Consider the following 23,590-nt stretch of genomic DNA (forward strand, 5'->3'; position numbering starts at 1 on the left):
GGCGGTGTAAGCGCCGGGCAGCCTTCAGGAAGCCATCATGTATACCACCAACGCATCTCGTGGTCTGCCCCGCCACCGCTCTCGTCACCTTGCCGAACGCTACACCCGCTGGGCTCTGCGCGGCGTGATAGCGGCCCTGGTCATCGCTCTGCTCTGGCTGGTGCTGGCCTTTCATTTGAACGGGCAGTGGATGTTTGCACTGCTGTTTCTGCTCCTCGGCGGCTCGCTGGGCGTGGTCTTCACCAAGCGTTCGCTGATGAGCCACCGCTATATTTTCCCAGCCGTGGCAGGGCTGGGGGTGTTCGTCATTTTTCCGCTGATCTACACCTTCGGGATCAGCTTCAGCAACTACAGCTCCACCAACCTGCTCTCGGAAGAGCGGGTGCGCAGTCAGTTGATGAGCCAGACCTATCAGGAGGACGATGACGCTTTCGATCTCACGCTTTATGCCGAAGGCGACCTGGTGCGTTTGCGGCTGGAAAACGAGCGCCAGCGCTGGATGTCATCACCGCTGAACCTGGCCAATGTGGAGTCTCGCCAGCTAGGCCTGCAGGCGGCCAGTGACGCTCCCATCGCAGACCCGCTGCCCATGCGCGACATCATTCAAGCGCGCAGTGCCCTGCAGGGGCTACGCCTGATCACTCCCGAAGGCACCGAGCTGCGCATGGCCGGTATTCGCCAGTTTGCGCCCATGCTCGACCGCTACGAGGCTCGGGAGGATGGCACGCTATACGACCGCCGAGACGACCGCGTGCTGACACCGAACCACACCATCGGCTTTTTCGTCGCCGACGATGGCCAGCGCATCACTCCGGGCTGGCCGGTCAACGTGGGTTTCTCGAACTACACGCAAATCTTCACCGACCCGGACATTCGCGGCCCGTTCATGCAAATTTTCGTATGGACCTTCGTGTTTGCCAGTCTCACCGTGGTGTTTACCCTGGCCGTGGGCTTCGTGCTTGCCTCCCTGTTGCAGTGGGATCAGCTACGCGGCAAAGCGATATACCGCACGCTGCTGATTCTGCCTTACGCCGTCCCGGCGTTCATTTCGATTCTGATTTTCAAGGGCATGTTCAACCAGCACTTCGGTGAAGTGAACATGATTCTGGATACCCTGTTTGGCGTGCGGCCCGAGTGGTTCACCGACCCGTGGCTGGCCCGCAGCATGCTGCTCATCGTCAATACGTGGCTAGGCTACCCCTATATGCTGCTGCTCTGCATGGGGCTGATTCAGGCGATCCCTCGGGATTTGTACGAAGCCTCGGCGGTGGATGGCGGCGGCCCGATCAGCAACCTGTTCCATATCACCCTGCCGCTGATCATCAAGCCCCTGACGCCGCTGTTGATTGCCGCCTTTGCGTTCAACTTCAACAATTTCGTGCTGATTGCGCTGCTCACGGGTGGCAACCCGGACATTCTGGGGGCCAGCACCCCGGCGGGCACCACGGACCTGCTGGTGAGCTACACCTACCGCATTGCCTTCCAGGATGCCGGACAGAACTTCGGCCTGGCGGCCGCCATTGCCACGCTGATTTTCCTGCTGGTGGCCGGTATGTCGTTGCTCAATTTGCGCCTTTCCAAAGTGAAGGTCTAGGAGGTTACTGATGGCAATGGTTCAACCACGTTCCGTGGGCGTTCGCCGCCTGGGGGCACATCTGGCACTGATCTGTTTCGTCTCGCTGATCGTGTTTCCGCTGCTGCTGGTGATCTCGATCTCGTTTCGAGAGGGCAACTTTGCCAGCGGCAGCCTGATCCCCGAGAACGTCTCGTTGGAGCACTGGTCACTGGCGCTGGGTATCCCCTGGGAGCGCGCCGATGGCACCATCGTGCAGCCGCCCTTCCCGGTACTGCTGTGGCTGTGGAACTCCATCAAGGTGGCGGTGGTCTCGTCGGTGCTGATCCTGATGCTGGCTACCACCAGCGCTTACGCCTTTGCGCGCATGCGCTTCAAGGGCAAGGAGCCGCTGCTCAAAGGCATGCTGATTTTTCAGATGTTCCCGGCGGTGCTCTCGTTGGTTGCGCTGTATGCGCTGTTCGACCGGCTGGGGCAGTTCGTGGGCTGGCTGGGCATCAACACCCACGGCGCACTGATCGTGGCGTCGCTTGGGGCAGTGGCGCTGCATATCTGGACGATCAAGGGCTACTTCGAATCCATCGACGGCTCGCTGGAAGAGGCCGCCATGGTGGATGGCGCCAGCACCTGGCAGGCGTTTCGCTACATCCTGCTGCCGCTCTCGCTGCCGATCCTGATGGTGGTGTTCATTCTGGCGTTCGTGATGAGCATCATGGAGTACCCCATGGCGTCGGTACTGCTGGTGGACGAGCACAAGCTGACCCTGGCCGTGGGCGCCCAGCAGTACCTGGCCGACCACAACCAGCGCTGGGGTAACTTTGCCGCCGCGGCGGTGCTATCTGGCCTGCCGATTACCGTGGCCTTCCTGATCTGCCAGCGCTGGATCATCGGCGGCCTGACCGCTGGGGGGGTGAAAGGTTGATGCGTATTTGACGCGCTGTTTCCTCGCTTGAGCGGTTTGCTCATCCCCGGCGCCTGAGAAACCTGCGCCGGGATTTTATTTTTTACGGACTTTTTATGCAGGTGCATGATGTTATAGGCCATGCTTAAGCAAAATGAATGATGAGCAAGGCAATGCACACGACAAACGCGCGGTTTTATCGCAGCAATGAGCTTTACCGACACTGGGCACCGGTGTTCAAGATTTTATCGGTACTATGGCTTATCCTCGCACTGTTCATGATGGTGCCGTGGGCGGTGCTGCTCATTGAGCGCGACCCGGACGCCCGGGCGTTCAGTCTCTCTATCATGCTCGTGCTCGCCTGTGTGGCTACCACACTGCTGCTCACTTATCGTGCGTCGTTAGAACTCAAACCGTGGCAGATGTTTATCCTTACGGCGGGCAGTTGGACCAGTATCAGCTGCTTTGCCAGCCTGCCGCTGATTCTTGGCGCTCCACAGCTGAGTTTCACCAACGCTGTGTTCGAGTCGGTTTCAGCGATCACCACCACGGGCTCTACCGTGCTGGTGGGTATCGATGGTCTCTCGGATGGCTTGAAGTTGTGGCGAGGCCTCATGCAGTGGCTGGGCGGCATCGGCATCATCGTCATGGGCATTGCCATTCTGCCGTTTCTGAAAGTAGGCGGGATGCGGCTGTTCCATACCGAGTCTTCGGACTGGTCGGACAAGGTCATGCCCCGCACCGGCGGCATTGCCAAAGCGACGCTGTCGATCTATGTGATCCTGACGCTAACGGCCATGGTCAGTTACTGGCTTGGCGGCATGCAACCACTGGATGCCATCGTGCATGGCATGACGTCGCTTGCAACAGGGGGCTTTGCCAACTCGGATGCTTCCTTTGGCGCCTACGCGGAGCAGCCTTGGCTACTGTGGATGGCCAGCTTTTTCATGCTCTGCGGTGCGCTACCTTTCGTACTGTACATCCGTTTCATCCGCTCTTCGCGCAGCGCCTTATGGAAAGACCAACAGGTCCGGGGGCTGCTCAAACTACTGTTGGCGGCCATCGTCATCCTGACCGCCTGGCGCGTCTTGCAAGGCGACAACTGGTTTGTCTCCCTCACCCACGTCACCTTCAACGTCATGTCCGTGGTCACCACTACCGGCTATGCGTCGGATGACTATACGCTGTGGGGTACACTGCCGATTGCAGCTTTCTTTTACTTGACGTTCATTGGCGGCTGTAGCGGCTCCACCAGCGGCGGCATGAAGATCTTCCGCTTCCAGATCGCCATGCTGATGCTACGCAATCAACTACGCTACCTGATTCATGCCAACGGCATCTTTACCACCCGTTACAACCAGCAGCCGGTCACCAGCGATATTTCACGCAGCGTCGTAGCCTTCTCGTTCTTTTTCTTTATCACTATTGCCCTATTAGCATTAGGGCTTGCCGCGCTGGGGCTGGACCTGGTGACGGCGCTTTCGGGCGCCACCACAGCGGTGGCCAACGTCGGCCCTGGCCTGGGCGATACCATTGGCCCGGCAGGCAACTTCGCCGCCCTGCCCGATGCGGCCAAGTGGCTTTTATGTGTGGGCATGCTGATGGGCCGCTTGGAGATATTGACGGTCGTGGTACTGATGACCTCCATGTTCTGGCGGCGCTAACGGTGAACAAGATGCCAGCATTTCGCCTTCCTGATCAGCGCGAGTCAGCCTTGGTGCTCGGTACTAGCGGTGCTGCGCTGCTGGCCGCTTGGTGGTTGCACAGCTGGCTCGCGCTGGCCAATTTATCGCTGATTTTTTTAACGGCCGTGCTTGCCTGCGCCGTTCTGGCCAGTAGCTATGCTGCTTTCATGAGTGCGCTGGTGAACTTTGTAGCGTTTAACGTTGGCTTTACCGAGCCGTACTTTTCATTGGCAGTGTCTGAGCGGGAGCAGCTAGTCACACTGCTGTTCTTTTTGTTAATCGCGCTGGTGGTGGGTCGTATCGCGGGCGTTAGCCGCGAGCGTATGCTGGCGCTGAATGCCTCTCGGTTGGCGGAGGAGCAAGAGCGCTTACGCTCGGCCCTGCTCGCCTCGGTATCTCACGATTTACGCACGCCTCTCGCCTCGATTATTGGTGCCGCAAGCTCCCTGCGCACGCTGGATGCGCAGCTCAGCCAGCAGGACCGCTTTGCATTGCTGGACGGCGTTCTCAATGAAAGCGAGCGCCTGAACCGCTACATTCAGAACTTGCTGGACATGACACGACTGGGCCACGGCGAATTGGCGATCGAGCGCGACTGGGTCAGCGTCGATGATCTGGTGGCCTCCGCTCGTCGGCGTCTTACGGGTGTACTGACGCATATCAACGTGCATCAGGCATGGGATGGCGAGCTGCCACTCCTGAACGTTCACCCTGCCTTGATCGAGCAGGCGCTGGTCAATGTACTGGAAAACGCGGCGCGATTTTCGCCGCCTAACGGAGTAATCGCCATCGCTGCGTCTACCGACCCTCGCCATACCACGCTCACACTCACGATCACCGATGAAGGGCCCGGCATTCCCGCTGCCATGCGTGAACGAGTATTCGAGATGTTTTTCACCGGCAACGACGGTGACCGTAGCCTGCACGGCACAGGGCTGGGTCTCGCCATTTGCCGTGGCATGCTGGGTGCCCATGGCGGCACGGTGGCAGCGGCGGATGGCCCCAATGGGCACGGCACGCAAATCATCATGACGCTGCCTCTCTCGCCCTCTATTCAGGAGCCGAGCGATGACACCTGAGCCCGCCCGCATACTGATCGTCGACGACGAGCCCGCGATTCGTCAGTTCTTACGCATCAGCCTGGGGTCACAAGGCTTTTGCATCTGCGAAGCCAGTACAGGGTCTGCTGCTCTGCATACCGTGCGAGAGCGCTTGACGACTGAGCCCATCGATCTGATTTTGCTGGATTTGGGGCTGCCCGATATCGACGGCCATCAGGTACTCAGAACGCTGCGCCAGCAGGTCGGCATCCCGATCATCATTGTCTCGGTACGTGGTCAGGAAGCAGAGAAGGTGCGCGCCCTGGACAGCGGTGCGAATGATTATGTCACCAAGCCTTTTGGCATTCAGGAGTTGCTCGCCCGCATCCGCGCTCTGCTGCGTCAGCATCCGCCGACCATTGCGCCACCACGTTATCAGTGTGGCGCGTTAAGCATGGATATAGCTGCCCACCGGGTGACACTACACGGCGAAACGATCCATTTGACCCGAAAAGAGTTTGCGGTGCTGCAACAACTCATTAGCCAGGCTGGTCGTATCGTGACGCAAACCCATCTGCTGCGCACTATCTGGGGGCCAAGTCATGAGGACGACACCCACTATTTACGTATTGTGATTAGCAAGCTGCGCCAGAAACTGGACGATGACCCCCAAGCCCCCAGTCTACTGCAAACCGAGCAGGGAATTGGTTATCGGCTGTGCGTTGAGTTTGACCATGAGGACATGAGCGAATGAAGATTATCATTCTTGGCGCCGGCCAAGTGGGCGGCACCCTGGCGGAGCACCTTGCCCGCGAGGAAAACGACATCACCGTCGTCGACACCGACGGCGCCAGGCTACGCGAACTGCACACCAAGCTGGATATCCGTACGGTGACCGGTGCGGGCTCCTACCCCATCGTGCTGCGCCAGGCAGGCTGCGAAGACGCCGACATGCTGATCGCGGTGACCAACACCGACGAGATCAACATGATCGCCTGTCAGGTGGCCCACACGCTGTTTCGCACCCCCACCAAGATTGCGCGGGTTCGCTCCACGGCCTATCTCACCCGCAAGGGCCTGTTTGCCCACGAAGCCATCCCCATCGACGTCTTGATCAGCCCGGAACAGGTGGTGACCGACCATGTGCGCCGTTTGATCGAGCATCCCGGCGCCCTGCAGGTGCTGGAATTTGCCGGGGGGCTGGTACAGCTGGTGGCGGTGAAAGCCTTCTACGGCGGCCCTTTGGTGGGCCAGAATCTCGCCTTCCTGGGCAAGCACATGCCCAACGTGGAAACCCGCGTCGCCGCCATCTACCGGCGCAATCGACCGATCATCCCCCAAGGCGACACGGTCATCGAAGCCGACGACGAAGTGTTCTTCCTGGCGGCACGGCGGGATATCCGCGCGGTGATGAGCGAGCTGCGCAAGGTGGAGCGCGACTTCCGCCGCGTGGTGATTGCCGGGGGTGGCAACATCGGCGAACGCCTGGCGGAGCATCTGGAGCATAGCCATCAGGTCAAGATCATCGAGCACAGCCTGGAGCGCTGCACCACGCTCTCGGAACGGCTGGACCGCACTGTGGTGCTGCACGGCAGCGCCACCAGCAAGCGCCTGCTGGAAGAAGAGAACATCGAGGATTGCGACATCTTCTGCGCCCTGACCAACGACGACGAGGTGAACATCATGTCGTCGCTGCTGGCCAAGCGGCTGGGGGCCAAGAAGGTGCTCACGCTGATCAATAACGCCGCCTACGTGGACCTGGTCCAGGGTGGCGATATCGATATCGCCATTTCACCGCAGCAGGCCACCATCGGCAGCCTGCTGACCCACGTGCGCCGGGGCGATATCGTCAACGTGCACTCCCTGCGCCGGGGCGCGGCGGAAGCCATCGAGGCCATTGCCCACGGCGACAAGCAGTCTTCCAAGGTGGTGGGCCGCACCATCGATGAGATCGAGCTTCCCGAAGGCACCACCATCGGTGCGGTGGTGCGCGGCAAAGAGGTGATGATTGCCCACGGCGACGTGTGCGTGGAGAGCGGTGATCACCTGATTCTGTTCGTGATCGACAAACGGCGTATCCGCGACGTCGAGCGGCTGTTTCAGGTCGGCTTGACCTTCTTTTGACAGACGCGCTCGGCTAACGCCGCGAATAGGCTGAAGGCAAACTCAGATCTCCACCGCGCGGCCAATGAACTCGATGGGGCCGGTGGGCAAGCCGGTGGGCGAGCCGGTCTCATCTTCCAGGGTCAGCTCGAAGAGCTGGTTGTCTTCCAGCGGTGGGAGCTGGTCCAGGCGCAGGCGCAGCGGCTGGCCCGGCTCCACCAGCCCCAGCGAAACGGGTGCCTGCCAGTCATCGGCCTTGGTCCAGAATTCCAGTGCCTTGCCCTCCGGCACTTCGAAGGTGCCCAGCGGGATCAGCTGAATCTCCTGGCGGTTGGCCGCTTGCACGACCCAGCCTGCCGACTGCGTCTGTGGTGCCAGTAGCACCACCATGTACTCGGGTACGGCGGGCTGTGTCGTGACGTTGCTCAGCATGACACCCATCGCCAACGCTGCCGCCAGGCCCGCCCCGGTGGCGGCCCGCCAGAACGGCAGGCTGTGCATCAATCGGCGGCGCGGGGCAGTCGGCGCGCGCGCGAGTGTCACTACCGGCGCAGTAGGCCGTACCGCGGATGCTTTCAGGCTGCGCTCGATGCGCGGCCATAGGTAATCGGAGGGGGTGACGGGGTCGACGATGGCGGTATAGGGGAAAAATCGCTCTTCCCAGGCGGCGACCGCCGTTTGTAGCGCGGGCTCGTTGGCCAGACGCGCCTCGAACGCTTCACGCTCGGCTATCGGCAGCGTGCCCAGCACGTACTCCCCTGCCAGGGCATGCAGATCATCGGATTCATGAGCACGTGTCATGCCATACACTCCCGTAAGCGCAGCAGGCTACGCTTGATCCAGGCTTTTACCGTCCCCAGCGGGGTGCGGGTGTGCGCCGCGATCTCGGCGTGGCTGAGCCCATCTACATAGGCGTGCAGAACGCAGTTGCGACGCTCGGCTTCCAACTGCTGCAAGCACTCGTCCATGCGCTCGCCAGTTTGCCAATCGAACGCCTCCTCGATCCGAGAAGCGTGCTGAAAGGTGTCGTCATCGGCAAATTCGTGGGGGTCGTTCAGGTCGGTATAGACGTGGCGCTCACGCCCACGCATGGCATTGAGCGCCAAATGGCGGGCAATGCTAAAAATCCAGGTGCGGGCAGCCCCCTTTTGTGGGTCGAAGGTGTCGGCACGCTGCCATATGTTCAAGCAGGCGTCGTGGACGATGTCTTCGGCCATGCCGCGATCCTTGACGATGCGGTGGACCACTCCGAGCAGCCTGGCGCCTTCCTGCTGGTACAGCTGATGAAGCGCGGCCTGCTCGCCACGAGCGATGCGGGTAAGTGCATCGAGATGATCGAATGGGTTGGCTGTCGTTGATCCACCTTCGTCGGACACATCATCACTCCCTGGTAACGCGTCGGTCGCTATCGTCGCAGTTCAGTGAGGATAATCGCTGGGGGCCCGCGATGCGAGCCCCCATCTTCAACGCATCAGAGTAGCGCTGACGAGATCAGTTAGCGGTCCAGAAGATGTAATCGGCCTGGTAGGTGACCACGGCGGTGGCGCCTTCGTTATCGCTACCACAGGCCACATCGGGAGCCACGCCGCCCTGGGTGTCCAGGCGCTGAATATAAGTGACGCCATTCATGGCACCCTCACCTTCGGCCGGATTGGCTTCTACCAGCTGCAGCGGAATGTTGCCGTCACCGTTGGGAGATACGGCCAGCTGCGTTGCGGTCAGCCTGGAGCCGTCCAGTGATTCCCAAGTGGCGGGCGGACCGTAGTAGCTGCCGACCTGATTGCCTTCGCGGTCATTCAGCGCCGCATGGGGGCCTTTGAAAACCCAACCCAGGCTACCGTCGTCCTTGGCTTCACACATGTAAGTAATCGCGCCTACGCCCACCGTTTCCAGAGCGACGCTGTGGCCATCCGGCACTTGGATGTCGGCAGGCACATCGGCCAGCGCCGCTTGACTGAAGGATGCAATCAGGGTCGCAGCGAGGGTGGCACGCGTTAGATGTTGAATGGTCATGTCAGTCTCCTTGGGTTGTGTATCAGCCACTTTTGCCGTGGCTGTATAGGGGATACACACGTGGAGACCGATTGGATGCACTCTTTTTGAAAAAAATTTAAAAAACGTTATTGGCTCACCCCGTCCACCGTCACTTGGCGAGGGCAGGCATCCCCTTGGGCATCGAACAAATGGCAGCGCTGGCCGTTGATGCCCAGCGGGGATGTCTGCCCTTCTACCAGCCGCGCCAGTCCGTCCAGGCGTTGGGTCAAGGGAGTGTCCAGGCCCGCCACCTGCCAATGGGCCAGGGTCTCGTAGCCCAGCTTTTCGGCCACCATGAGCGTGGCGTCCAGGGTTGCATCCGCCTGCTCTGGGGCGACGAAATCTTCGGCGCGCAGCCCTAATGTGGCCTGATCACCCGCCTTGAGCTGCTGCCCGTTCACGGCCACCGCCAGACTGTCGCCGGTGTGCAGGCGCACCAGCGTGTGGTGCTGGCCGGGGTCGACCACCGTCACCGGCAGGGTATTGATGCGCGGCGAGCCGATGAACTCCGCCACTTCCAGCGTGTTGGGGAAGTGGTACAGCGACAGCGGTGCGCCGACCTGGGCAATACGCCCTTTTGAAAGCAGCACGATACGGTCGGCCAGGGTCATCGCCTCGACCTGATCGTGGGTGACGTAAATCATGGTGGCGTTCAAGCGCTTGTGCAGCGCCGCAATCTGGATACGCATGTCCACGCGCAGCGCGGCATCGAGGTTCGACAGCGGCTCGTCGAACAGAAACACCGCCGGCTCTTTCACCAGCGTCCGACCAATAGCCACCCGCTGGCGCTGGCCGCCAGAGAGATCCTTGGGCTTACGCTCCAGAAGCTCGGTGAGATGCAGCATTTCTGCGGCATGCTGCACCCGACGGCGAATCTCGGCCTTGTCGGTACGCGCCAGCTTGAGCCCAAACGCCATGTTCTCGGCCACGCTCATGTGCGGGTAGAGGGCGTAGGATTGGAACACCATGCCGATGTCCCGCTCCTGGGGTGGAATCTCGTTGATCCGCTGGCCATCCAGCTGCATGTCCCCGGTGGTAATGTCCTCCAGACCCGCAATCATGCGCAGCAGCGTGGATTTACCACAGCCGGAGGGGCCCACGAACACCACGAACTCGCCGTCTTCGATGGTGAGGTCGATATCCCGGGAGATTTCGACGCCGTCAAACGACTTGCCGATGCCGCTAAGGGTCAAACGTCCCATGATGCATCCTCCTGAGCCTGTGGGCAGCGGGCAATTGCCACGCCAAACGGCGGCAGCGTCAGCGTACCGGCCTGCCACTCGCCCTTGAGCCAATGGGGGGCGCCTTCCAGTGCTTCAGCATGCTCGGGCGCCGAGCGGGTAATGGTCTGATCGCTGAAGTTCAGCGCCACCAACAGACGGGTTTGCTGATAGGTGCGCTCCAGGCAGAGCACCTCGTCACGCACCGGGTGGTAGCGTACTTCCCCCTTGACCAGCGCGAGCTGGGTGCGGCGAAACGCCAGGAACTCCCGGTAAGCGTTGAGCAGTGAATCGGCATCCTGCTCTTGCTGATCGACTGCCAGCGCTGCGTGGGTTTCGGGCACCGGCAGCCAGGGCGTGGCACGACTGAAGCCAGCATGGCGGCTATCTGCCTGCCAGGGATGCGGCGTACGGCAGCCATCACGGCCTTTATAGGCAGGCCAGAAGGTGATGCCCGCCGGATCGACAAGCTGCTCGAACGTCAGCTCCGCCTCGGGTAGCCCCAGCTCTTCGCCCTGATAGAGGCATACGCTGCCCCGCTGGCTGAACAGGAACACCAAATAGAGGCGCAGCTTATCGAGCTGCCCTTCCGCCTGCCAGCGGGTGGCCAGTCGCGTTACGTCGTGGTTGCCCAGCGCCCAGCAGGGCCAGCCATCGCCAATGCGCGCTTCCATCTCGGTCAGCGTTTCGTGCAGGTACGTCGGGGCGGCCTTGTCGGTCAGCAGGTTGAACGAGTAGCACATGTGCAGCCGCTGCCCCCCCTGGGAGTAGGCCGCCATGACGCCGAGGGCGTCGTCATCCCCCACTTCACCGACGCTGGTGGCGCCGGGGTACTCATCGAGCAGCGCCCGAAGCCGCTCCAGGAATACCAGGTTTTCCGGCTGGGTCTTGTCGTACTGGTGGAGCTGATAGCCATAGGGGTTATCGGGGCGCACGCCCAGAAAGCTTTCGGTGATCTCTTGACGCGGCGGATTATCCTTCAACTCGCCGTGGGTACAGAAATTGACCGCATCGAGGCGAAAGCCATCGACCCCACGCTCCAGCCAGAACCGCGCTTCTTCGAGAATGGCCTCGACCACGGCAGGGGTGCGGAAATTGAGGTCTGGCTGGCTGGCCAGAAAGTTGTGCAGGTAGTACTGGCAGCGTCGGGTATCCCACTGCCAGGCGCTGCCGCCAAACACGGATTGCCAGTTGGTCGGCGGCGCGCCGTCGGGTTTGGGGTCGGCCCATACGTACCAGTCGGCTTTGGGGTTATCGCGGCTTTGGCGACTCTCCTCGAACCAGGCGTGCTGGTCGGAGGTGTGCGACATGACCTGATCGATGGTGACTTTCAGCCCGCGGGCATGGGCCGCCTCGACCAGCCGGTCGAAGTCTTCCAGACTGCCGAACATTGGATCGACATCGCGGTAGTTGCTGATGTCGTAACCAAAATCCTTCATGGGCGAGGTAAAAAAGGGCGAAAGCCAAATGGCGTCGACGTTCAGTGAGGCAATGTAGTCGAGCTTCTCGATCACTCCTTGCAGGTCGCCAATGCCGTCGCCGCGACTATCCATGAAGCTGCGCGGGTAGATTTGATAAATCACCGCGCCGCGCCACCAGTCGGCCCCCTGGCTGCCAACGTAGTGTGAAGTGGAAGGTGTCTGCATCATGGCGAATCCTTATGGTTGTTATCAGCGATAAGGGCATGATGCAGGCTGCGCGGCGGGATCGAATCCTCCCCCGCAGGGAGTACCGGGCGTAGTCGAGAGGAGGAGGCGAACCGAGGGCGCTGGGCAGCCTCCCCACCGGGTCAATCCCCGTGAATGTGGGCCAGTAGCTGCCCCGCCAGGTGTATGGCCTCCTCCCGGCGCCGAATGTTCTGCTTCTGGTAAAGGCTGCGGATATGGGTCTTGATGGTGGTCTGGGCCACCGAGAGCTGTTCGGCAATCTGCTCGTTGGATAGCCCCGCATGAATCAACCCGAGGATCTGCCACTCACGGCGGGTCAGCGGTGAGGTGCGAATCAGTTCCGGCACATCCGGGCGGGCCACGATATCGGCAATCACCGTCTCGTCGAGAATCAAACGCCGGGCGCTGCCAAAATCCTTCTGGCGCCCTGCCAGTGCCATCAACCGCTCGGCCCTCGCTTTTTCCAGGGCCCCCAACGAGTCGCTTTCGAGCAGGCCAGCCAGCAGCTCCCCCAGCGGTTTGCCCAACCGCAAAAAGCTGCCCACCAAACCGGTGCGCGACGCCAGGCTCAGGGCCTGCTGTATATGCTCGCGAGCGCGCTCTTTTCTTCCTGCATGCCAGGCAGCTGCGGCCAGGCAAAGCTGGTTACGGTTGGCGTCGGTCACCAACCCAGACTGCCGAGCGTGCGCTTCCAGGGCCTCCAGCAGCGTGCGGGCCTCCTCGCACTGGCCTAGCAGCGTGAGCGCTCGGGCGTGGTTGCGCACGTTGCACTGGGCGAAATGGTTGGTGGCCCTGTCGGTGATGGGCGGCGGCGCTTCCTGGCGCCAGCGCTCCACTGCCTCCAGGTCCTGGCTCGACTGCCACCAGCTAAGCAGCGTCGCGTGGGCATTGGCGACCCAGTCGATATGGTAATCGCCGTCGGCGAGAATTTTGCGCAGCCGCCGAATATGGTCGGCACACTGGGCCTGATCGCCGCGACTCTGGGCAATCTTGGCCAGCTGAATATGACACTGCAGGGTCCAGCGCTCCCCCTGGTTGTCCAGCACGGCAATGCCCTTGAGCGCCGCCTGCTCGGCTTCGTCCAGCCGATGCCACTCCCAGAGCAGCTGACTGCGGATACGATAGAGAAACTCGGCCACCGGCAGATGCTCGAGCTCTGCGCGCTCGAGATGCACGAAGGCGCGCTCCTGAATATCGTAGGCGGCCTGCAAGCGCCCTTTTGCCACCAGCGTTTCCGACTGGTGGCAAAAGGCCCATATCAGGCGCTGGTGATCATCGTGGTGATGGGCCTGGCGCACCACGTCACGCACGTTCAGCAGCGACTCCTCCAGGTGCCCCTGAACGAAACGCGCTTCGCTGAGGATCGCGGTGGCCGTCAGGGGCGTCGATGCCAGGTAACGCGCCGGCACCCCCAGCGCCTGCTCGGCCAGCGGCGCAGCGCGCTCGGCGTTCCCCTGATTGATCGCCAGCTGGGCACGCAAGGTGGCAAATTCAGCGCCCAGCGCTTGCCACTCCGGCAGGTGCAGTTGAGCTTCGATCCAGCCGATCACGCGGGCCGTGATATCGAACTGGAACTGGGCATGGGACACCCAGCCATAAAGCAGCGCCAGCTCGGGGCACTGGCCGAGCTGCGGCTCGCCCAGCCGCTCCAACCCTCTGGCCAGCAGTGCGTAGGCGCCTTTGGAGAGCAGTGCCGGCCCTTGCGCGATGAGTAACGGGCTGATCAGGTCCGGCGCGTCGGCCAGAATGGCCTGGCGCAGCGCCATGACCGGGTCATCGAGCGCCAGCCAGGCCTGGCTGGCCCGCTGATGCAGCGTGCGCTGGGTGGCCAGGCTCAGCTCATGGCGGCGGTGGTGCAGGTAGTCGCCAAACAGGCGATGAAAGCGATACCACTGAGCATGCGGATCGGGCCGTTCGATGAACAGCCCGGCCTGCTCGAAGGCCTCCAGCCGCTGCGTCAACCGCTCCCCTTCCAATAGCCGCGCCATCAGCTCGGGAGAGAACCGCTCCAGCACTCCCAGCTGAAGCAGCAGTTCGCGCTCCTCGCTCGGCAAGGTAGTGGTCAGCAGTTCGTCGAACCAGGCGACGAAATCGGGATGCGCGCCGCTTAGCCGTTCCAGCAAGGCATCGAAACCTGCTCGGGTGGTGGTGCGCTCGACCAGCCAGTTGAGCGCCATGGCCCACCCTCCGCTCAAGCGTAGCGCGCGCTCCAGGCTCACCCGGGTAGGCGGAAAACTCAGCTGTTCGGCGCACAGGGTATGCGCCTCTTCACTGTCGAATGCCAGGCTATGCAGGTCGATCTCTTCCAGCTCACCGCGCAGCCGCAGGCTGGCAAGCCCCAGTGCCGGGCGTGACCGGCTGGCCAGCGTCAAGGTCAGCCAGGGCGGCTGATGGCGCAGCCAGTGGGCCAGCGCGGTGAGAATCTCGGGGTTGGCAAGATGCTCGAAGCCATCCACGACCAGTCGGCAAGGCGCGTGCTGTTCGGGTAGCTCCGTCAACCAGCGCTCCATGTGGGCAATGCATTCGCTGTCATCCCCCGGCGTCAGCGTGACCAAAGGGGCCAACAGAGTGTCCATGGCCGCCTGCCAGTAGGCCAGAAAGCGGTGCGTCTGATTATCCTGCTCGTCCAGCCGCAGCCAGCTTGCCTGCTGCTCCAGGACGGGCAGCCGCTCGGCCAGCAGCGTGGTCTTGCCATAGCCCGGTGGCGCCTGAACCACCAGCAGGCGCACCTGCTCGTTCAACGCGAAGTGGTCGTTCAAACGCGGCCGCGCCACCGTACAGGGAGGTAGCGGCGGCGCCTTCAGTTTTTCCTTGAGCAGCAGCATCGGTGCCTCCCTGGGTCGAGTTTAACGAGCAAAAAGCCCGCGACGGAGCGCGGGCAATCGGCATTGGTGAAACAGGTAAGGAAACCTGCCAGGCATGGTGCGATGGGTTAGAACCAGATTTCGCTCTGCACGCCAAAGCTCCACTGGCCACCGGTAAAGCCATCGTTACCAAACGAGTCTTCCATCGTGTAGCCGTTCAGCTCGGCATCCCAGTCAGTATAGGAGGCGAACAGACGAATTTCAGGACGCTTCCAGAAGCCACCGACATCCGGCTTGAAAGTGGGCGCAATGGTCAGCTTGCCGAAATTGCCGCTGACGGCATTGCGGCCATTGAAGCCATTGGGGTCCAGATCCATGTACTGGTAGCTACCTTCGTACTGCATCTCGAAGTTCTGGGTAATCTCGTTGGCCAGACGCACGTTCAGCGTGGCCCAGGAGTAGCTGTCGCCATCGGCAAACCGGTCGTCGCTGACCTCTGCCAGAATCGAGGGCGCAATGCGCCACTGCGGGGCAATGTAGGTGGTACCGTAGACCGCCAGGCGGGTCGCCGTGGCGTCGTCGGTCAGGTCGCCGTTGCTGCCCAGCCCTTTCACTTCCGCACCCAGCCCTTGGCCGTGCAGCAACGCCGCCTTGAAGTTACCCTCGCCCAGGCCGAAGAAGCTGTCGCCGTGGTACGCCACCATGGTGTGCCAGCCGCTGTCGGCGGCGGTCTGGCCTACGCCGATGTCGCGCTCGTCGTTATCGGCGGCCGACATCACGTTCGCCATGACCTGCCAGTTACCGAAGTAGTTGTTGGAGGTCAGGATCAGGTTGTCGGTGTTGCTGCCATCGCCTTCCAGGCCGGGGTTTTCGCGGTTGATGACGTCAAAATCGCTGAAGCTACGGCCATACAGCGAGAAGTTGGACTTCCAGTTATCGGCCAGTTGAATATCGTAGATACCGCCACCGGTACCGGCCAGGAACACGACGTCGCTGTCCAGCCAGTGGATATCGAAGTTATCCCGGTCAAAGCGCTTACCCGCCCAGATGGAGGCATTTTCGAAGGCCCCGGTGAAGCTGGGCAGGTCGCTGAACTCGGCATAGGCCTGACGGACGTTGAGGTTGGTATCGTCGCCAACCCAATCGTTGCTGGAGTTGGTGCCAGCGGCCAGCATGGTGGTGTAACGGGCGCGGGCGCCGTTATCGAACTGCATGCGGTAGTTGAGAATGGCTTCAGTGTAGGTATCGGGCTCGTTGCCCAGACGACCTACGGCACCGCCCAGGTTACCGGCTGGGGTCACGTAGGGGCCGCCATCGATGCTCTTGCGGTCTTCGCCCAGCAGCAGGCCAGAGCGGGCGTAGACGTTGAACGAGAAGCCCTCTTCACCGCTGGCCTGGCGCTCTACTCGCGCCAAGCGCTCTTCGAGGTCGGCATCGGTGGTGGCGGCCGCTGGGGCGCTGGAAGGCGGTGGCGTGGCCCCCTGCTCGGCCAGATCGGCGCGGCGCTCTGCGGCGTCTGCGCGCTGTTCGGCCGCCGCGATGCGCGCCTCCAGCTCGGCAAAACGCTCTTCGAGGGACAGGTTGGCACTGGCCAAACCGCTCATGCCCAGGCTGGCAGCCGCCACCGCAATGGCCAACGGCGTCTTGAACGCTGTCTTGTGCATTGTATTAAATCCTATTGTTTTTAAACGCGAGGCTCTTGAAAAACGATTGTTTTTAAAGCGCTATTGTTTTGATCGTATTGCCTGCTCCAGGCACTGACTTTCCCTTGACGTACTTTCCCTTGAATGTTGCAAAGCAACTCGTGTTTCGAGCCAGCAAGCAACAACCACTAAAACTTAATCGATTAAGTGTTAGTAAACCAACATGCTTTTGCTAATTATCGACCAATGTCTAACCTGCTATTTAGCCTTGGAAAAAACACCCAGCACGGTGTTAGACAGAGTTATTGGTCGGGTAGACCGGACGATTGCTCGTTCCGGCCCCCCACAGATCCGAGCGTGCGCGATTGACGCACTCGGCTCCTCAACCGTCAGGTTCACACGAAGGACGCTCGGTGCACGATTCTCGCTCGCGGTAACGGGAGTGTCAGCAACAGTTGCCTTGCCTTCTCCCACGGGAACCATCCTCTCTGCGATCGCCTCCTGAGCCACTTGATCCAGGTTGTCTGAACCCTGTATTGGAAGCGTTGCAGAGACTCGATGTTGTGGGTTATCCCGTAGTACGCATAGTGCCCCATAACCTTTCGACAGAGTTGGCGGTGCTGATCACGCAGGGGCAGGTGGCGGTTGGCTCGGCACCACAGCGAAATTCGCTTCAGGCCTCGCTTGAACCGGTCCTTGGCCGTTTTCTGCTTGATGATCCAGCGTCCACGCAGGGACTTCCCCCAGTAATAGGTAAAGCCCAGGAAGTCGAAGGTCTCGGCCCGTAGCTCGCGATGTGGCCGAAACCGTACCAGCCGAGTCTTGGTCGGGTGCAGGGTAAGGCCGAAGCGCGCAAAGCGCTTGGCCAGTACCTCCAGCACCTTGCGGGCATCAGCTTCGTTGCTGAAGGCGAGCACGGCATCATCGGCGAAGCGCACCGAGAATGCCCGTCCGCGCAGGCGTGGTTTGACGTCTTGCTCAAACCACTCATCCAGCACGTAGTGGAGGTAGACATTCGCCAGCAAGGGGAAATCACACCCCTTGTGGGCTGCCTATCTCGCCCTTCTGCCATTGCCCGGCGTCCAATACCCCGGCCTTGAGCCACTTGCCGATCAGGCGGAGGATCACGCCGTCCTTCACTCGTTGCTGCAGAAACGCACGCAGGTGCTGGTGGTCGATCGTGTCGAAGAAGGCTTTGATGTCCAGATCAATGACCCAGCCTCCGCCCATCGACATCAGGCCATTCCTCACCGTTCCGATGGCCTGATGCGCCGAGCGCCCCGGCCGGAAACCATACGAGCACTCGTGAAAATCATGCTCATAGAGCGGCTCCAGCAGGGCCACCACGGCACGTTGCAGGACCTTGTCTTCGAAGGTAGGAATGCCAATCGGCCGTGTGGAGCGCCCGTCTCCCTTGGGAATATTGACGCGCCGCACCGGCGGCGCCCGGTAGCGACCGCTCTTGGCCGCTTCCAGCAGACGCTGGACGTTAGCCTCGAAGTCGCGCGCGAAGTCGTCCGCCGTCTGGCCGTCGATCCCGACGGCGCCGTCACGGCGCGTCATCAGGTAGGCCGTCCTCAGCCACTGGGCGTCGATATGATGCGCCAGTGACGTGAAGGCACGCTGCGGGAAGCGCTCTGCCAGCGCTGCTATCCGCACTTGTTTCGTGGACATGACCTCAGGTTCCTGTGCACCTGTCATGTTGCCCTCGTGCAGTTCTGATGATTGGCCGCCCCTTCCTCCAGCGGGTCCCGTCGAGTAGGTTCCCGCCTTCTTCGGTACTATGAGCGACTCCGACTCCCGCCCTTCCATCCGGCTGGCTCCTTATGGTCGCCCGCCGTACCCCTGAGTGCCTGTTGTTTGCTTCCGGTACCGTCAGGCACGACAGCACCGACCGGGAGCTTTCGCCGCAGGCAGCCCCATGCCTGTACCTTTGTCGTTCAGAGGAGAAGGACGGGCCTCCCAGGTTCCTCGGAAACCCCTGTATGGACATGCCCTGCTCTTCGACCCCGGCGGCCCTTCCCTGCCAAGCCATACGGCAGGGTCGTGTTGCCTTCCAGCATTTGAAAACTGTCGGCGACTGCCACTACCACAATTTCGGGGCTCTATCACACGGCCTATCCACTCGCTGTGTACGCTTCGCAGCGGCGGTTACCCGACACCACGCAACACTCGCTGCCGGCTGGTGGCTAGCCTTGGCCGGGTGGGACTTTCACCCACTGGGTTTCACGACATCCTTTCCACCTTCTCGGTTTCCCGGATGTCCAGGCTTTGCCTCGCGCACTCAAATTCTGTGTATGGCCGGTCAGGCGGCAGTCCTGTCTGACTGATCGGTCAAGGGTTCGCCGTCCTTGAACTGGACGTTGTTCACGACCAGCTCCAGCTTGTTGAACCCTTGATCCGCTTCCAGCGCTTCTGGGCGCTCTGAAGCAGCTTGAAGACCATCGCCGTGGTCGTCGCTCTGGAGCCGCAGTTCCGGCTGCGCTTGCTCCGCAGGCGGACCGTGGCGAAGGTCGACTCGATCGGGTTGGTGGTGCGGATATGCACCCAGTGTTCTGCCGGGTAGTCATAGAACGCCAGCAGCTCCTCCCGATCCTTGGCCAGGCACTCCATGGCTCTGGGGTACTTGGCCTCGAAGCGTTTCACCGTGCGATCGAAAGCCTTGTGCGCCTCATCGCGGGTCTCGGCCATCCAGATCTCATGGAGGTCGGCCTTGACCTTGGGCTGCACGGATTTCGGCAGTTTATTCAATACGTTGGCAGTCTTGTGGACCCAGCAGCGCTGGTGCTCGGTCTCTGGATAGACCTTGCTCAACGCCGCCCAGAAGCCCATGGCGCCGTCGCCAACCGCTAGCTTGGGGGCCGTCGTCAGCCCGCGCTCGCGTAGCCCCGTGAGCAGCTCTTTCCAGCTGGCCTCTGACTCACGCTGCCCATCCTCGACGACGACCAACTCCTTGCGGCCCTGCTCAGTGACGCCGATGATCACCAGCAGACACAGACGGTCATCCATGCGCACGTTGCTGTACACGCCGTCAGCCCACCAGTAGACGTAACGCTGGTCTGCCAGGTCGCGCTTCTGCCAGTCGGTATGCTCGTCCTCCCACTGCTTCTTGAGACGCGACACGGTGTTGGCCGAGAGTCCCTTGGCCTGGTCACCCAGCAGGGCCGACAGGGCCTCCTGGTAGTCGCCGGTAGAGACTCCCTTCAGGTAGAGCCAGGGGATCAGCTCCTCGATGCTGCGGGCCCGCTTCAGGTAGGGCGGCAACAGCGCGCTGCTGAAGGTCACCCCGTCGCCACTGCGGTCACGGACGCGGGGCACCTTGATCTCGACGTCGCCGATACCGGTTTGCACGGTGCGCTCCGGCAGGTAGCCGTTGCGGACGACGACACGGCGGCCGTCTTCCAGCGTCTTGTCGGCATATTGCTCCAGAAACGTGCTCAACTCCGCCTCCACGGCCTTGGCGATCAGGTCTCGGGCCCCTTTGCGCAGCAGCTCATGCAACGGATCAGTAGCGCCGGTGTCTGGCTGCGTCACGGCTTGGAGAGTAGAATTGCTCATGGCGTATCCGTCCTATGTTGGTTGTGATCTGGCGAGATCAATCAACAGGATACGCCACCCTCTCTACTGCCCTCCATACACAAGAACTGAGCTTAACTCTGTTAGACAAAAGTCGCTATTGAACTTCATGCCGACAGACGGCTAACTGGCACCTCAACTTAATCGTTTAAGTTGGCGCTGTCAGCGCCTTGTGACTTCACTCCCATAACAATAAACGTCGAGGAATACCGTTATGAAAAAGACGCTTCTTTCATCTGCGATTGCCCTGGCCAGCCTTGCTAGCGCCAGCGGTGCGGTCCAGGCCGCCGACCTGACCATCTCCTGCGGAGCCGTGGGTGCAGAGCTGACCCTGTGCCAGGAGGGTGTTCGCGCCTGGGAAGAAAAAACCGGCCATCGGGTAGACGTCGTCTCTACGCCCAACTCATCTACCGAGCGCCTGTCACTCTACCAGCAGATTCTCTCGGCCAACTCCAGTGATATCGACGTCATGCAGATCGACGTGGTGTGGCCCGGCCTGCTGGCCAACCACCTGCTCGATCTTCGCGAGGTATTGGGTGACGACGCAGCCGAAGGCCACTTCGAAACGATCGTGGTCAACAACACCATCGATGACCGGCTGGTCGCCATGCCCTGGTTTACCGATGCAGGCGTGCTTTACTACCGGGAAGACCTGCTGGAAAAGCACGGTCATGACGTTCCGACCACCTGGCAGGCACTCACCGAAACGGCCCGCGAGATTCAAGCGGCCGAACGTGACGAAGGCAACAGCCGCATGCAGGGCTTCGTGTTCCAGGGGCGCGCTTATGAAGGGCTGACCGTCAACGCCCTCGAGTGGGTTGCCAGCTTTGGTGGCGGCACCGTGGTCGATAACGACGGCGAAGTGACCATCAACAACGAGCGCGCCGCAGAGGCTCTCGATCTGGCTGCCTCCTGGGTGGGCGATATCGCCCCGGAAGGCGTGTTGAACTACACCGAAGAGGAAGCCCGCGGGGTTTTCCAGGGCGGTAACGCAGTGTTCATGCGCAACTGGCCCTACGCCTGGGCGCTGGCCCAAAGCGATGACAGCGACGTACGCGGCAAGGTGGGTGTGGTCCAGCTGCCGGCCGGTGGTGATGAAGGGCAAAGTGCTGCGGGCCTGGGCGGCTGGAACCTGGCGGTCTCTCGCTATAGCGACAACCCCGAACTGGCTGCTGATCTGGTGGCCTTCCTGACCGGCGAGGAAGAGCAGAAGCGCCGCGCCATTCAGGCGTCCTACAACCCCACCCTGGATGCGCTCTACCAGGACGAGGAAGTGCTGGAAGCGGTGCCCTTCTTCGGCACGCTCTACGACACGTTCACCAATGCCGTCGCGCGCCCGTCTGCGCCTACCGGTGATGCCTATGGCCGCGTCAGCAACGCCTTTTTCAGCACCACTCATGACGTGCTTTCCGGCAGCAAGGATGGCGCTCAGGGCGTTGCCGATCTGGAAGGCGAACTGCTTCGCCTGAAGCGTCGTAACTGGTAATTGCGGAGACTCCCATGCCGAGCACTTCTCACCACGACGCGCCCTCCGGGGCGCGTTCCATAGCGCCCCCAAGGCGCCAGCGCGGCACCAAGGTGCGCCGTCAACGGGTCAAGGCGGCCTGGCTGTTCCTGGCCCCCATGCTGATCGCTCTGACCCTGGTGGCTGGCTGGCCGCTCCTGCGCACGTTCTTTTTGAGCTTTACCGATGCGTCGCTATCGGACCTGGGTGCGGCCAACCTGATCGGTTTCGAAAACTATCTGGTCTATGAGGATGGTCGTTGGTTCGGCGTACTGGCCGACCCCATCTGGTGGCGCTCGGTCTGGAACACGGTCTACTTCTCGGTGGTATCCGTGTCACTGGAAGTCATCTTCGGCGTCATCGTGGCGCTAATCCTGAATGCCGAATTCAAGGGCCGGGTGATCGTCCGGGCCGCGGTGCTGATCCCCTGGGCCATCCCGACCATCGTCTCTGCCCAGATGTGGGCATGGATGCTCAACGACCAGTTCGGCATCATCAATCATATGTTAATGGCCGTCGGCATCATCGACAACCCCATCGCCTGGACCGCCAGCGCCACCTACTCCATGTGGGCGGTCATCATGGTGGACGTATGGAAAACCATTCCCTTTGTTGCGCTGCTGGTACTGGCCGCGCTGCAGATGCTGCCCAAGGATTGCTACGAAGCCGCCGAAGTGGACGGCATTCATCCGGTACGCGTGTTCTTCAAGGTCACGCTGCCACTGATCACACCCGCGCTGATGGTGGCGGTGATCTTCCGCCTGCTGGATGCGCTGCGCGTGTTCGACGTGATTTACGTACTGACCTCCAACTCCACCAGCACGATGTCGATGTCGGTCTACGCCCGCCAGCAGCTGGTCGAGTTTCAGGATGTCGGTTACGGCAGCGCGGCCTCCACGCTGCTGTTCCTGATCATTGCGCTGGCCACCATTGCCTACCTCTATCTGGGCCGCAACAAGATCCAACTGGGAGGTGACTGATGACCACTCGTCAGCTAGCCAAAATAGCCAAACGCGTCGGCTTCTGGGCGCTGATTGCGCTCATCATGGTGTACGCGGTCTTCCCGTTCTACTACGCGGTGATCACCTCGCTCAAACCCTCCAGCGACCTGTTTCGCGTGGAACTGTGGCCCTCCAACTGGAACCTGAACAACTACGTTCAAATCTTCAGCCAGACCAGCTTCCTGCGCGCCATCTTCAACTCGATCATTGTCGCGTTCAGCGTGGTGTTCATTGCGCTGCTGCTGGGCATTACCGCGTCCTATGCGCTTGGGCGGGTACGTTTTCGCGGTCGCTCCACGGTGCTGCTGGTGATCCTCGGGGTCTCCATGTTCCCCCAGGTGGCGGTGTTGTCGGGGCTCTTCGAGGTCATTCGCGCGCTGAACCTTTACAACAACCCGGCGGGCCTGATTCTCAGCTACACCATCTTCACCCTGCCGTTCACCGTCTGGGTGCTGACCACGTTCATGAAGCAGCTGCCCATGGAGCTGGAAGAGGCCGCGATCATGGATGGTGCCACCCCCTGGGTCACCATCACCAAAGTGTTTTTACCGTTGATGTGGCCCGCCATGGCCACCACCGGACTGCTGGCCTTCATTGCCGCCTGGAACGAGTTCCTGTTCGCGCTGACCTTCACACTCACCGATGCCCAGCGCACGGTGCCTGTGGCCATCGCCCTGCTCTCGGGCGGCAGTGCTTATGAATTGCCCTGGGGGCCGATCATGGCCGCGTCCGTGGTGGTGACCGTGCCACTAGTGATTTTGGTGATCATCTTCCAGCGCCGCATTGTGTCTGGCCTGACGGCTGGCGCGGTGAAAGGCTGACCCGATAGACACTCTCAA

Annotated in this window: 18 protein-coding genes and 1 pseudogene; 9 read left to right on the forward strand and 10 right to left on the reverse strand. The window is 61.4% G+C overall.

Annotated elements, in window-relative coordinates; genetic code table 11:
- Positions 1–37 precede the first annotated feature (37 nt).
- From malF to trkA, 6 genes are all read left to right on the forward strand, one after another.
- Positions 38–1,594 (forward strand): maltose ABC transporter permease MalF, encoded by a 1,557-nt coding sequence (gene malF, locus KVY02_RS10490; protein WP_218313499.1) that lies wholly within the window; start codon positions 38–40, stop codon positions 1,592–1,594.
- 10 nt (positions 1,595–1,604) lie between these two features.
- Entirely contained in the window at positions 1,605–2,495 is an 891-nt protein-coding gene (malG, locus tag KVY02_RS10495) for a maltose ABC transporter permease MalG (RefSeq protein WP_016914205.1), read from the forward strand.
- 152 nt (positions 2,496–2,647) lie between these two features.
- Complete coding sequence (locus KVY02_RS10500) at positions 2,648–4,138, forward strand: TrkH family potassium uptake protein (protein WP_218313500.1); 1,491 nt, start codon at positions 2,648–2,650, stop codon at positions 4,136–4,138.
- Between the two features lie 11 nt (positions 4,139–4,149).
- Positions 4,150–5,238 carry a sensor histidine kinase gene (locus KVY02_RS10505; RefSeq protein WP_016914207.1) on the forward strand — a complete coding sequence of 363 codons (1,089 nt, stop codon included), beginning with the start codon at positions 4,150–4,152 and terminating at the stop codon, positions 5,236–5,238.
- Complete coding sequence (locus tag KVY02_RS10510; protein ID WP_016914208.1) at positions 5,228–5,953, forward strand: response regulator; 726 nt, start codon at positions 5,228–5,230, stop codon at positions 5,951–5,953. Before KVY02_RS10505 ends, KVY02_RS10510 begins: the two co-directional genes overlap by 11 nt.
- Positions 5,950–7,323, forward strand: a complete 1,374-nt coding sequence (gene trkA, locus KVY02_RS10515; RefSeq protein WP_016914209.1) for a Trk system potassium transporter TrkA — start codon at positions 5,950–5,952, stop codon at positions 7,321–7,323. The genes KVY02_RS10510 and trkA overlap by 4 nt, the downstream gene beginning before the upstream one ends.
- 42 nt (positions 7,324–7,365) lie before the next feature.
- Here the strand turns inward: trkA and KVY02_RS10520 are convergent, their stop codons facing one another.
- From KVY02_RS10520 to KVY02_RS10565, 10 genes and pseudogenes are all read right to left on the reverse strand, one after another.
- Positions 7,366–8,103: an anti-sigma factor gene (locus KVY02_RS10520; protein ID WP_218313501.1), complete on the reverse strand. Its 738-nt coding sequence runs from the start codon at positions 8,101–8,103 to the stop codon at positions 7,366–7,368.
- A complete protein-coding gene (locus tag KVY02_RS10525) occupies positions 8,100–8,678 on the reverse strand; it encodes a sigma-70 family RNA polymerase sigma factor (protein ID WP_016914211.1) in 579 nt (192 codons plus the stop codon). The genes KVY02_RS10520 and KVY02_RS10525 overlap by 4 nt, the downstream gene beginning before the upstream one ends.
- A gap of 115 nt (positions 8,679–8,793) precedes the next feature.
- A complete protein-coding gene (locus KVY02_RS10530; RefSeq protein WP_016914212.1) occupies positions 8,794–9,315 on the reverse strand; it encodes a DUF3455 domain-containing protein in 522 nt (173 codons plus the stop codon).
- 107 nt (positions 9,316–9,422) lie between these two features.
- Positions 9,423–10,538 (reverse strand): sn-glycerol-3-phosphate ABC transporter ATP-binding protein UgpC, encoded by a 1,116-nt coding sequence (ugpC, locus tag KVY02_RS10535; protein ID WP_016914213.1) that lies wholly within the window; start codon positions 10,536–10,538, stop codon positions 9,423–9,425.
- Complete coding sequence (locus tag KVY02_RS10540; protein WP_218313502.1) at positions 10,526–12,205, reverse strand: alpha-glucosidase; 1,680 nt, start codon at positions 12,203–12,205, stop codon at positions 10,526–10,528. Before KVY02_RS10540 ends, ugpC begins: the two co-directional genes overlap by 13 nt.
- Before the next feature lie 140 nt (positions 12,206–12,345).
- Positions 12,346–15,048, reverse strand: a complete 2,703-nt coding sequence (gene malT, locus KVY02_RS10545; protein ID WP_218313503.1) for an HTH-type transcriptional regulator MalT — start codon at positions 15,046–15,048, stop codon at positions 12,346–12,348.
- A 107-nt stretch (positions 15,049–15,155) separates the two neighbouring features.
- Positions 15,156–16,691, reverse strand: a complete 1,536-nt coding sequence (locus KVY02_RS10550; RefSeq protein WP_009099647.1) for a carbohydrate porin — start codon at positions 16,689–16,691, stop codon at positions 15,156–15,158.
- A gap of 374 nt (positions 16,692–17,065) precedes the next feature.
- Positions 17,066–17,695 (reverse strand): reverse transcriptase domain-containing protein, encoded by a 630-nt coding sequence (locus KVY02_RS10555; protein ID WP_213262322.1) that lies wholly within the window; start codon positions 17,693–17,695, stop codon positions 17,066–17,068.
- A 7-nt stretch (positions 17,696–17,702) separates the two neighbouring features.
- Complete coding sequence (locus KVY02_RS10560; RefSeq protein ID WP_213262323.1) at positions 17,703–18,344, reverse strand: reverse transcriptase domain-containing protein; 642 nt, start codon at positions 18,342–18,344, stop codon at positions 17,703–17,705.
- A gap of 631 nt (positions 18,345–18,975) precedes the next feature.
- A pseudogene (locus KVY02_RS10565) lies at positions 18,976–20,228 on the reverse strand (IS256 family transposase).
- Positions 20,229–20,460: 232 nt separating this feature from the next.
- Between KVY02_RS10565 and KVY02_RS10570 the strand changes: the two are divergent.
- Genes KVY02_RS10570 through KVY02_RS10580 form a run of 3 tightly spaced genes read left to right on the forward strand, consistent with a single transcriptional unit; the run spans position 20,461 to position 23,572 of the window.
- Entirely contained in the window at positions 20,461–21,732 is a 1,272-nt protein-coding gene (locus KVY02_RS10570; protein ID WP_016914217.1) for an ABC transporter substrate-binding protein, read from the forward strand.
- A 14-nt stretch (positions 21,733–21,746) separates the two neighbouring features.
- The gene (locus KVY02_RS10575; RefSeq protein ID WP_009099644.1) at positions 21,747–22,730 is read left to right on the forward strand and encodes a carbohydrate ABC transporter permease; all 984 of its coding nucleotides are present in this window, start codon (positions 21,747–21,749) and stop codon (positions 22,728–22,730) included.
- Positions 22,730–23,572 (forward strand): carbohydrate ABC transporter permease, encoded by an 843-nt coding sequence (locus tag KVY02_RS10580; protein ID WP_016914219.1) that lies wholly within the window; start codon positions 22,730–22,732, stop codon positions 23,570–23,572. The genes KVY02_RS10575 and KVY02_RS10580 overlap by 1 nt, the downstream gene beginning before the upstream one ends.
- The last annotated feature ends 18 nt before the right edge of the window (positions 23,573–23,590 follow it).

This window comes from Halomonas sp. 18071143, from assembly GCF_019211725.1.
In the GTDB taxonomy this organism is placed as follows: domain Bacteria; phylum Pseudomonadota; class Gammaproteobacteria; order Pseudomonadales; family Halomonadaceae; genus Vreelandella; species Vreelandella stevensii.